We start from the raw sequence: 11,000 nt of genomic DNA on the forward strand, positions 1-11,000 counted from the left end.
GCTCAGCCGGGGAACCGCCCGCTGCTCCGCAGCTCCCAGCGGCGCTCCGCGTAGGCGATGTCGTCCCGCCACAGCCTGCCCGCCGCGGCCCGCACCAGGGGCCGGACCAGCGGGGCCGCGGCCCTGGCGAGCGCGAAGCCGCGGCGGTCCGACGCGGCGACGACCGCCTCCACGACGGCGGTGCGCGGCCGGCCCGCCGCGTCGTGGCCCAGCGGCGTCGCATGGGTCTCCACGACGGAGCCTTCGCCCTCGCCGCGGGTGATGCGCATGACGACGGTGCGCGGCCCCGGCGCGGTGAACTCCGCGCGCACCGGCACCACCGCGCGCCCCACCACCTTGAAGGACACGTCCACGGTGAACGCGTCGTCGCGGCCCTCTTTGCCGGGGGTGTCGACCACGGTGAGGTCGACGAAGGAGTACGGGTGGAACCACGCCCCGTGCCACGGGTCGAGACGGTTGGCGACGACGTCCTCCGGCTCGCAGCGTCCGACGACCGTGCAGACCGCGGCGAGGGCGTCGGCGGGGCGCGGGCGTGCGGGAACGACCGGTCGCGGCAGCGGGTCCTCGCCACCGGCCTCGTCGAGCCTGACCCAGAGCAGCACCCCGTCGTCGTACGCGGGGTAGGGCGCCCAGCCCGCCCTGGCCCGCCCGTCCAGGGCGAGGCCGTGCCAGCGGCAGATCAGCGTGCCGCAGCGGACGGGTCCTTCCCGCAGCGGAGCGCCGAGGTGCGGGCAGCTGCCGGGGCCCGCGCGCAGGACGCCGTCGGCGTCGCGCCAGGCGACGACCTCGGTGCCCGCGACGGTACGGCCGAGGGGCCGGTCGGGCGTGGCCTCCCGGCTGCCGCCGATGACGTACCAGTTGCCGGACGGGCGGGCCTTGGCCCGGTCCAGGGCCGCGGCGATGACGCCGGGCCTGGCCTCGCGCCAGGTGGGGCGCTGGCGGTCCCAGGGCACCGGCCCGCGGCGCAGGCTGAGCGGCAGGCGCCGGGTGGCGGGGGAGCGGCGGCCCGTCATGGGGTCTCCCTTCCGGGGCTCTGGGCCGGCGCCGACGCCGTGCCGCCGGGAGCGCGGTGGCGCAGACGGGCCGCGGTGAGCCGCAGCAGGCCCCCGGCGGCGACCGCCGCCCTGCGGTGGCCGGGGACGCGGGAGCGGCGGTGCAGGACGGCGTACCCGCCGTCGGCGATGGCGTCGAGGATGCCTCCGTAGAGCACGAAGGCGGTGCGGATGCAGGGGCGGGAGAGGGGGTCGAGCATGGCGATTCCCGGGGCCGCCTCCCGGTAGACGCCGCGGGTGAGCGCGGCGGCGGCCTTGAGCGCCCGCGTGATGCGCGGGTCCCGCCGGCCCGTGTCCCTGCTCCACCGCAGCAGGGCGCGGTCGACGCCGTGTGCGGCGAGCAGGTCGCCGGGGAGGTAGACCCGGCCCCGGTCGAGGTCCTCGCCGACGTCCCGCAGGAAGTTGGTGAGCTGGAAGGCGACGCCGAGCGCGGCGGCGTGCGGGGCGGCCTCCTCGCGGGGGACGACGGTGCCGAGCACGGGCAGCATCTGCAGGCCGATGACGGCGGCCGAGCCGTGCATGTAGCGGTACAGCGCCGCGTAGTCGGCGTACTCGTCGACCTCCAGGTCCTGCCGCATGGAGGCCATGAAGTCGGTGAAGTGCTCGACGGGGATGGCGTAGCGGGCTGCGGTGTCCTTGAGGGCCGTGACGACGGGCTCCTCGCCGCCGCCCGCGCGCGGACCGGCCGCGAGGCCGGTCCCGAGGCGGTCCAGGGAGGTGGCCCGCTGGGCCGGTGTGGCCAGGGAGCCCAGGTCGTCCACGATGTCGTCCGCCCAGCGGGCGAAGCCGTACAGCGCGTGCACGGCGGGTCTCCGCTCGACGGGCAGGAGCCTGGTGGCCAGGAAGTAGGTGGTGCCGTGGCGGGCGTTGAGGCGTCGGCAGTGGCGGTAGGCGGCGCGCAGGGCGGGGTCGGTGATGCCCGCCGCGTCGAGTTCCCTGGTGGTCATGGGCGCGGCCTCCCCGCGGTACGGACCTGCCGCCCGCCCGTGACGCGGGCGGCGGCCAGCTTGCCGGAGATGAGGACGGTGGGCACGCCGACGCCCGGTGTGGTGCCGCAGCCGGCGAGGACGGCGTTGACCGTGCCGCGCACGAGGTTGCGCGGCCGGAAGGGCCCGGTCTGGGCGAAGGTGTGGGCGGCGGAGAACGGCGTGCCGGCCGCGTGCCCCTGTGCCGTCCAGTGGACCGGCGTCACCAGGCACTCCTCCTCGATGGCGGCGGCGAGCCCGTCGAGTCCGCGCCCTTCGAGTTCGCGCAGGAGGCGGTCGCGGTAGCGCGGCGCGAGGCCGTGCCACTCCGCCGTGCCGGGGCCGATGTCGGTGTTGGGGCAGGGCGCGAGGACGTAGTGCAGATGGCGCCCCGGTGGCGCGAGGCTCGGATCGGTGGCGGTGGGGCGGGTGATGAGCAGCGAGGGGTCGGACATCAGGCGGCCGGTGCCGGTCAGCTCCCGGAAGGTCTCCTTCCAGGCGGCGCCGAAGGAGATGGTGTGGTGGCCGAGGCCGGGCCAGGTGCGGTCGGTGCCCGCGTGCAGGACGACCGCCGACGGCGAGTGCCGCAGCTGCAGCGGACGCCGGGGCCGGTGTCCGAGCAGGCGGTAGGCGACGGGCAGGTCGGGGGTGAGGACCACGGTGTCGCAGGGGACGCGCCCCTGGTCGGTGACGACCGCGGTGACGCGGTCCCCCGAGCGTTCGAGCCGGGTCACGTCGTGCCCGTAGCGGATGTCGGCCCCGGCGTCCGCCGCGGCGGCGGCCATCGCGCGCGGCAGGGCGTGCATCCCGCCGCGCGGGAAGAACACCCCGGCCACGGTGTCCATGTACGCGATGACGGCGTACGCGGCGAGGGCGCGGGCCGGGGGCACGCCCGCGTACAGCGACTGGAAGGAGAAGACGCGGCGCAGCCGTTCGTCGGAGAGGAACCGCCCGATACGGGCGTCGAGCCTGCCGAAGCCGCCGAGGGCCGCCAGGCGGGCCAGGTCCGGGGTCAGCAGGTCGAGCGGGGAGTCGAAGTTGGCGTCGATGAAGCGGCGCGTCTGCACCTGGTGCAGACGGGTGAGCCAGGCGCGGAGCCGCCGGTAGCCGATCGCCTCCCTGGCCCCCGCGAACCGCGCCACCTCGGCCTCCATCTCCTCGGCCCCGGTGTGCACGTCGAGGGCGCTGCCGTCGGCGAACCGCGCCCGGTAGGCGGGGTGCAGGGGGAGGAGTTCCAGGTGGTCGCCGAGTTCCCGGCCGACGGCGGCGAAGGCCTCCGCGACGAGGTCGGGCATGGTCAGCACGGTCGGCCCGGTGTCGAAGCGGTAGCCGCCCCGCTCCAGGAGTCCGGCCCGGCCGCCGGGGTGCGCGGCGCGTTCGACGACCGTCACCTCGCGGCCCGCGCCGAGCAGGTGCAGCGCGGCGGACAGCCCGGAGAGACCGGCCCCGACGACCACCACGCGGGAGGTGGGCCCTTCGACGGTCCTCATCGGCGCCCCGCCCCGGACGAGGGGCGTACGGGATCGGGGCCGGTCCCCGCGGTGCTGTGCTCGGGGCCGGGCGGCGCGGCGGCCTCGGCGAGCGGCACCCCGGCCGCCGCGCCGAGGAGTCCGCGCAGGCGCGGGGCGGCGTGCGCAGTGAGGGCGGCGCCGTCGAGGCAGCGCAGGCCGCGCTCCGCGAGCCGCTGGATCTTGTCCTGGACGGCGGTGCGGGCGCCGGTCGCCACGAGCACGTCACGCACCCGGTCCAGTTCGTCGTCGCTCGCCTCCCGGTTGCCCACGGCGCTCTCCAGGAGGGCGAGCGCCCGGTGGTCCGCCGCCGCGACGGCGCGGGCCCGCGCCACCTCGACCAGGTAGGTCAGCTTCCCCTCGCGCAGGTCCTCGCCCGACGGCTTGCCGGTGCGGCGCGGGTCGCCGAAGGCGCCGAGCAGATCGTCGCGGAGCTGGAAGGCGAGGCCCGCGCAGCGGCCCGCGGAGCAGAGCGCCCCGGTGGCCGCCTCGTCCGCCTCCGCCACGGCCGCGCCCAGGGCGAGGGGGCGCTCCACCGAGTACAGGGCGCTCTTGAGGGAGGCCGTGCGGATGGCCCGGGACACCGAGCGGGCGTCGGTGGCCTGGCCGTGCAGGTCCAGATACTGCCCGGCCACCATCTCCGTCCGCATCGCCCGCCACAGCTCGCGGACGCGGCGCTCGGCCGGGGGGCTCAGCGCGGTCGCGGCCACCACGTCGTCGGCCCAGGCCAGCGCCAGGTCGCCGACGAGGATCGCGGCGGATCTGCCGAACGCCCGCTCGGCGCCGTCGGGCCGCGCGTACTGGGCCGACAGGTCCCGGTGGACGGACGCGCCGCCCCGGCGCAGCGGGGAGCCGTCCATGACGTCGTCGTGCACGAGCGCGCACGTCTGGATGAGTTCGAGCCCGGCGGCGAGCCGCAGCGCCGCCTCGGTGCGCGCGGCGTCCGCCGGGCCGCCGCAGGCCCGCAGGGACCACCACAGGAACTGCGAGCGCATGCGTTTGCCGCCGTCCAGAGTGAAGCGGGCGACGCGCCGCGCCACGTCGTCGGCGAACGTGGCGTCGATGTCGCGTGCGGCGTCGAGCCGTTCGCGCAGGATCTGGTCCAGCGTGTGCCCCACGGCCGCCGGGACGTCGGCGTCGACGAGCGCGGGCGTCCGGGCATGCCCGTGCCGGAGGTCCATCTCGCCGTCGCCGCCGGCGGGAGCGGCCTGCGTCCGGGTGCGGCACATGGAGGGCTACCTCTCGTCGCGTTCGGCGGGGGAAGCTTGCGGGCTCATACCGTCCGAGCACGTCATTCGGATGCGGTCGCGGAGCCACACCCCGGCCCGGCGGGGGTCGACCGGGGGCTGCCCGCCGTCCCGCCAGTTCATCACGCGGGAGGCCCGCCGCTCAGGAGCCACGCGCCGGGCTCCGCCCACGGAGGGCTGAGTGCATGTACCGGAAGCGGTCCATGGCGACGCGACGGGTCCACAGGACCCAGCAGCAGAACACCAGCACACCGGCCGCGAGGAACAGCGGGACGGTCATGTCGCCGGTGGTCGTGCCGAGGACGAGTGTGCCGACGGCGATGAGCCCCATGACGCCCAGCCAGTACGGGAGCCACCGGGCGCCCCGCTCCATCTGGCGGAGCTGGGCGGTGACGAGCCGACGCATGGACGCCCGCTCCTCGGGGTCCCGCGGCACCTCGCGGTGCCGGATGCGGTGGTTGAGGTCGGCGACCTCGCGCGGGTCGGTCCCCGCGGCGCGTCCGGCCTTGCGGCGCTGGGCGACGACGAACGCCATGGCGATGCCGGTGTAGAGACCGCCCTTCACCGCCCACCAGGCCGGATGTTCGCCGGGGCGGAGCAGGGCGGTGACGGCCGTCGTCAGCACGAAGATCAGAACTGCCTGCGCGGTCAGACTGCGGTCGAGCCTGCGCTTGAGGGCGCGCATGGCACGTACCTCCTCGGAGTCGAAGGGATGCCGCTCGGCGGCGGACACCGCCGTCGTCCCGGGTACCCCGGTGGGGCCGACCCATTGCGCCACCAGTGGTCCAGACCTGTCATCAGTTGTTTGATCATGCGTCAATTCGCAATGCTACGCACGTAGACATGCCGGGCCTCGGATGGCTTTGACGCCCGTTCACCTCGGGTTGACGGCGAAATGTGATCGAAGGTCAAGTCGCGACAGCGAACTGCGAAAGAAACCCGGACGAGCCCAACGTCCCAATGGACCCATGGAATTGACGGCTGCCGACCCCTTGCGGCCACAGCGGCTCCTCTGCCACATTCACCCCAGCCGAAATGGCATGCACGCGCCACGGTCGACCCGCTCGTGGCGTGCGCGTCGTCGCTGCATACCTATGCGACGTCCAGTCCCCATCCGGGACGTTCCACCCCCACACGATGGAGTTCGAACATGCGCATATCCAGACTCGTCCCCGCGCTCGCGGCCACGGCCATGGCCGTCCTCGGCCTGGCTCCCACGGCGGCGGCGCAGACCGCGGCGAGCACCGCCGCGCCCAGCGTGGCGGCCGTCGACTCGCCGAAGCCCATCATCGGCGGCGGCTACGCCTCCAACGCCCCTTGGGCGGCGCGCCTCTTCTCCAACGGCCGGCAGACCTGTAGCGCCACGATCATCGCCCCGACCTGGATCCTCACCGCGAAGCACTGCGTCAGCGGCGGCAACCTCTCCTTCCGCATCGGCAGCCTCGACCAGACCTCCGGCGGCACCACCGCCAACGGCATCAGCATCCGCAACCACGCCGGTTCGGACCTCTCCCTGGTCCAGCTCGACCGCTCCGTCGGCGGCAGCTACGCCCGCCTCGGCAACCCGGGCTCCGTGTCGGTGAACCAGACCGTGCAGGTGTACGGCTGGGGCGCCACCTCCCAGTGCGGCTCCGAGATCAACTGCCAGTCCCGGCTCCTGAAGGTCGCCAACGTCGTGGTGAGCGGCGGCTGCCGCGACGCCTACCAGGGCCAGGCCATCTGCGCCCGGCGCGGTGACGGCATCACCGCGGGCGGCGACTCCGGCGGCCCCATGATGGCCAACGGCGTCCAGGTCGGCGTCGCCTCCACCAGCGACCGCCAGACGACCACCGCGTACACCAACGTGACGGCGTACCGCTCCTGGATCCAGAGCATCGCGGGAGTCTGACGGACCGAGGCGGACCGGCGCCGACTCGCACGACGAGCCGCTGCCCCCGGTCCGACGGCTCGCGCGTACTCGACGGACCCGTCACCGACGGGTACGCGCACGCTCCCCGTGTGACGGGGGCCGGCTTCCCTGTGCCGGGGGGCTGCTTCCCCGTGCCGGGGGGCTGCTTCCCCGCCGGTGGGAACGCTTCCCCATACGGCAGGGGACCGCCTCCTCATACAGAGGGGACTGCTTCCCCGGCCCGACGGGGACTGTTCCCCCGGCCCGGCGGGAGCTGCCTTCGCGACTGGCGGGGACTCCACGGCGGGGACTGCTTCCCTGTGCCCGGTGGGGGCTGCTTCCCCGTACGGCGGGGGCCGCCTTCTCATACGGCGAGGACTGCTTCCCTCGGCCCGACGTGGAGTGCTTGCCCGTGCCGACGGGGGCCACCTTCCCGATCGGCGGAGACTGCCTCCCTGTAGGGCGGGGCCGCCTTCTCCATGCGGAAGGGACTGCCTACCCATACGGCGGGGGCGCCTCCCGTATGACGGGGCTGCCCCCCTGGGCCGGGGGAAACCGCCTTCCCATGCGACGGGAACTGTCTCCCCGCGCCGACGGGGCCACCTCCCCGTGCCGACGGGCCCCCGTGGCGGCGAGGCTGCCTCCCCGAATGACGGGGGCCGCCTCCCCGCATGGTGGGACGCCTCCCCGCGCGGCGGGTTTCGGCTCCGGACGTGGGCCGGAGGCGGGAGGGTGTCGTCGCGTAGCTGCCAGATCTTGTCGGGCGGAGCCGGTGCACTGGGGGCAGACCACTGGCCCCGCACCGGAAGACGGACCCCATGACCTCGACACCCACCGCGGGCCCGCGCGCCCACACACCCGGCGTCCTTGGCCCGCCGGACCGTTCCCCGCTGGCCGGGCGGGCCGCGGTTCTCGCGGTCACGCTCGGCCTCTTCTCCATCGTCACGACCGAGATCCTCCCGATCGGCCTGCTCACCTCGATCGGCTCGGACTTCGCCGTCTCCGACGGCCGGGCGGGCCTGATGATGACGATGCCCGGCCTCCTCGCCGCGGTCTCCGCGCCCCTGGTGACCGTGGCGACCGCGCGCGCCGACCGGCGGCTGATGCTCTGCGCCTTCATGCTCGTCCTCACCGCGGCCAACCTCTTGGCAGCCGTCGCCACCGACTACCGGCTCGTCCTGGTCTCCCGGATCATGGTGGGCGTCACGATCGGCGGCTTCTGGTCGATCGGCGTGGGACTCGCGCGCCGTCTGGTGCCCCCGGCCTCGGCGGGCCGGGCCACCGCGGTCGTCTTCTCCGCGGTACCGCTCGGCTCCGTGCTCGGCGTCCCGGCGGGCACCCTCATCGGCGACATCGCGGGATGGCGGACGGCCTTCGCCGTGATGGCCGCGCTCTCCGCCGCCGTGCTCGCCATGCTGCTCCTGGTCATGCCACCGCTCCCACCGCTGCACGCCACGCGCCTCAGCGTGCTGCGCGGGGTCATCGGCGGCGCCGCCGCCCGCCTCGCCCTCCTGCTGACCTTCCTCGTCGTCCTCGCCCACTTCGGGACCTACACCTACGTGGCGCCGTTCCTGGAGCGAGTCACCCACGCGGGCCCGGCCCTGATCACGGTCGTCCTGCTGGTCTACGGCGCCGCGGGCATCGCCGGCAACTTCGTCGGGGGCGCCCTCGTCACCCGCAGGCCCCACCTCACGTTCGGCCTGGCCGCCGCCGTGATCGCGGCGGTCACCCTCCTGCTGCCGGTCCTCGGCCGCGCGCAGCCGGGCGCCGTGCTGCTGCTCGTCCTGTGGGGCCTCGCGTACGGCGCGGTGCCCGTGGCGTCGCAGGCCTGGTTCGCCAAGGCGGCGCCCGACGCGCCCGAAGCCGCTTCGGTGCTGTTCACCGCCTCGTTCCAGGCCACCATGTCGCTCGGGGCGCTGGCGGGCGGGGTCACCGTCGACGACACGTCGCCCAGCACCCTCATGGTGCTCGGCGGCGTCACCGCCCTCCTCGCGGTCGCCGTCACCCGGGCGCACCACGCACGGCGGGGGTGAGCGCGCGGCGGGGCGGCGATCGGGTGGTTCTGCGCCGCCGCGGCTTCAGCTCGGGAGAGCCGGGCATGCGTTGTCTCGTGTCCCCTCACGTCCCCCAGCCGAGGAGCGGTACCGCGATGACCGAGTACGAGCGTTCACGCACGATGCCCGCACTGCCGGAGCACGTCTTCGACCAGGCGGCCGACGTGGGCCAGCTGGACGCGTGGCTGCCGCGCGAACTGCACGTCGACGCCGGGGAACTGCCCGCGGTCACCGTGCACGAGGACCGCACCGACCAGGACGTCTCCGCCCTGCTGCGCGCCCAGAAGGACCAGATGCGCCTGGAGTGGGGCACCCGCGAGCAGGGCAGCTACACCGGCTGGCTCCAGGTCGCGGGCATGGGCACCGGGACCAGCGAGGTGACGGTGCACCTGTCGTTCTTCGAGGACAGCCACGACCCGGGCGAGCAGGCCGTGCACAGCGCCCTCGACAACAGCCTGGAACGCCTCGAGGAGCAGGTGCGGCTGCGCGTCGACAACGCGGCGGGGTGACCCGCGGCTCCCGCCGTCCGGACGGGAGCCGAAAAGGGGTCAGGCCTGCGCGCCGCTCGGCCGCAGGGCCCGCATGCGCCCGTCGAGTTCACGCCGGTAGAAGTCGACGAAACCGTCCGGGTCGGGGCCCGCGTTCTGCATGACCAGGCGGTCGAAGCCCGCGTCGACGAACTTCTGCGCCACCTCCACATACCGGGCGGGGTCCGTGCCGCAGGCGAACTTCTCCAGGATGTCCTCCTCGCGCACGGTCGTGGTGGCGGCGTCGAAGTTGACCGGGTTGGGCAGCTCGCTCATGACCTTCCAGCCGGTCAGCGCCCACCGCGACGTCTCCAGGGCGGCCTTCGCCCCGGTGTGCTCGTCGGACGCCCAGGCCATCGGCACCTCCGCGTACGCGGGGCCGCTGCCGCCGGCCTCCTGGTACTGCCGGACGATCTCCGGCTTGTCCTCCGTGGCGAACAGGCCGTCGCCGAGCTCCGCGGCGATCCGCGTCGAGGCCTTGCCGCTGGCCGCCACCGCGATCAGCGGCAGCTCGTCGGGGAGGTCGAAGACGCGGGCGTCCTCCAGCCGCAGGTGCTTGCCCTCGTAGGACCGGTAGCCCCCGCTCCACAGCAGACGGATGATCTCCAGGGCCTCCCGGAACATCTCGTGCCGGGTGCTGACGGCGTCGGGGAAGCCCCGGCCGACGACGTGCTCGTTCAGCCGCTCGCCCGAGCCGAGACCGAGCACGAAGCGGCCGTCGGAGACGAGGGCGAGGGTGGCTGCGGCCTGGGCGATGATCGCCGGGTGGTAGCGCACGGTCGGGCACGTCACCCCCGTCGCCAGCTCGATGCGCGAGGTCTTGGCGGCGATGGCGCCGAGCACGCTCCAGGCGAACGGGGAGTGACCCTGATTGTCCAGCCAGGGGTGGTAGTGGTCGCTGATCTCGACGAAATCGAAGCCGGCTTCCTCGGCGAGAACCGCCTGCCGAACCAGTTCCTTGGGGCCGAATGCCTCGGCGGCCAGCTTGTAACCGATCTGCATTGCTCGCTCCTCGTTTCCTCGTGCGGCGAATCCGTTTTCGTCCGCACCGAGGTACCCGGCGATTTCGACGCTTAACGCGCGTCCGTCCTCCTCATTCTTTTCATCCGGTCCGCTACGCCGCATCCCGGGGCGCGCGCCGCATGGCCCACAGCACGGGACCGCCCCCGGGCAGCCGCGCCTCCTCCTGCACGGAGAAGCCGAAGTGCTCGTAGAAGGGCAGGTTGTCCGGCTTGGAGGACTCCAGGCGGACGGGCATGCCGGCCGCGTCCGCCTGCGCGAGTCCGGACCGCAGCAGGTTCGCCCCGTGACCCTGGCCGCGGGCGGCCGGGTCGGCGCCGACGACGGCGAGGTACCAGTGCTCCTCCTGCGGCGCGTGCTCGGCGGCGGCCTGGGCGGCCTCGCGGAACGCGGCGGCGCGGTCGCCGAGGATGGCCTGGAGCTCCTGGATGGTCTCCGCGTCGGGCACGGCCTTCGCCCTCGCCTGTGCCGGCACCCAGAAAGCGGCGGCGGCGTCGGTGCGCTCGCAGACGCCGTGGTGGACGTACTGCCTGGTGAAGAGCGTGGTGAAGTAGCGTCCGAGGCCTTCTTTGCGGGAGGCGTCGGAGGGGAAGAACCAGCGCATCATCGGGTCGTCGTCGAAGGCGTCGGCGAGGATGCGGCTGATGAGCGGGGCATCGTCGAGCATCGCCGGCTGCGGGCTGTTCGATATCGGCATACGGGCATTCTGCACCGCCGATGATCATGGCTTGCGGCGGGG

10 protein-coding genes are annotated in these 11,000 nt (G+C 74.4%); 3 read left to right on the forward strand and 7 right to left on the reverse strand.

Going from position 1 to position 11,000, the window contains the following annotated elements:
• Positions 1-2 precede the first annotated feature (2 nt).
• The 5 genes from DCW30_RS16430 to DCW30_RS16450 all read right to left on the reverse strand — a co-directional run bounded on the left by DCW30_RS16430 (position 3) and on the right by DCW30_RS16450 (position 5,457).
• Positions 3-1,013, reverse strand: coding sequence for a DUF5914 domain-containing protein (locus DCW30_RS16430; protein WP_062775645.1), 1,011 nt, complete (start codon positions 1,011-1,013; stop codon positions 3-5).
• Complete coding sequence (locus DCW30_RS16435; RefSeq protein ID WP_076687560.1) at positions 1,010-1,999, reverse strand: phytoene/squalene synthase family protein; 990 nt, start codon at positions 1,997-1,999, stop codon at positions 1,010-1,012. Before DCW30_RS16435 ends, DCW30_RS16430 begins: the two co-directional genes overlap by 4 nt.
• Entirely contained in the window at positions 1,996-3,507 is a 1,512-nt protein-coding gene (gene crtI / locus DCW30_RS16440) for a phytoene desaturase family protein (RefSeq protein WP_076687561.1), read from the reverse strand. The genes DCW30_RS16435 and crtI overlap by 4 nt, the downstream gene beginning before the upstream one ends.
• Complete coding sequence (locus DCW30_RS16445; RefSeq protein WP_076687562.1) at positions 3,504-4,754, reverse strand: polyprenyl synthetase family protein; 1,251 nt, start codon at positions 4,752-4,754, stop codon at positions 3,504-3,506. The genes crtI and DCW30_RS16445 overlap by 4 nt, the downstream gene beginning before the upstream one ends.
• A 160-nt stretch (positions 4,755-4,914) precedes the next feature.
• Positions 4,915-5,457 (reverse strand): hypothetical protein, encoded by a 543-nt coding sequence (locus DCW30_RS16450; RefSeq protein WP_062776072.1) that lies wholly within the window; start codon positions 5,455-5,457, stop codon positions 4,915-4,917.
• Positions 5,458-5,922: 465 nt separating this feature from the next.
• Here DCW30_RS16450 and DCW30_RS16455 point away from each other — a divergent pair, with 465 nt between their 5' ends.
• From DCW30_RS16455 to DCW30_RS16465, 3 genes are all read left to right on the forward strand, one after another.
• Positions 5,923-6,660 (forward strand): S1 family peptidase, encoded by a 738-nt coding sequence (locus DCW30_RS16455; protein WP_062775636.1) that lies wholly within the window; start codon positions 5,923-5,925, stop codon positions 6,658-6,660.
• 818 nt (positions 6,661-7,478) lie between these two features.
• Positions 7,479-8,693: an MFS transporter gene (locus DCW30_RS16460; protein WP_103557546.1), complete on the forward strand. Its 1,215-nt coding sequence runs from the start codon at positions 7,479-7,481 to the stop codon at positions 8,691-8,693.
• A gap of 116 nt (positions 8,694-8,809) precedes the next feature.
• Entirely contained in the window at positions 8,810-9,223 is a 414-nt protein-coding gene (locus DCW30_RS16465; protein ID WP_076687563.1) for an SRPBCC family protein, read from the forward strand.
• Positions 9,224-9,262: 39 nt separating this feature from the next.
• Here DCW30_RS16465 and DCW30_RS16470 read toward each other — a convergent pair whose 3' ends face one another.
• Both DCW30_RS16470 and DCW30_RS16475 read right to left on the reverse strand, forming a co-directional pair.
• Entirely contained in the window at positions 9,263-10,243 is a 981-nt protein-coding gene (locus DCW30_RS16470) for a TIGR03557 family F420-dependent LLM class oxidoreductase (protein WP_076687564.1), read from the reverse strand.
• A 112-nt stretch (positions 10,244-10,355) separates the two neighbouring features.
• Positions 10,356-10,958 (reverse strand): GNAT family N-acetyltransferase, encoded by a 603-nt coding sequence (locus DCW30_RS16475; protein WP_076687565.1) that lies wholly within the window; start codon positions 10,956-10,958, stop codon positions 10,356-10,358.
• Positions 10,959-11,000: the final 42 nt, after the last annotated feature.

The sequence above is a fragment of the Streptomyces alfalfae genome, assembly GCF_004127445.1.
GTDB lineage: Bacteria > Actinomycetota > Actinomycetes > Streptomycetales > Streptomycetaceae > Streptomyces > Streptomyces alfalfae.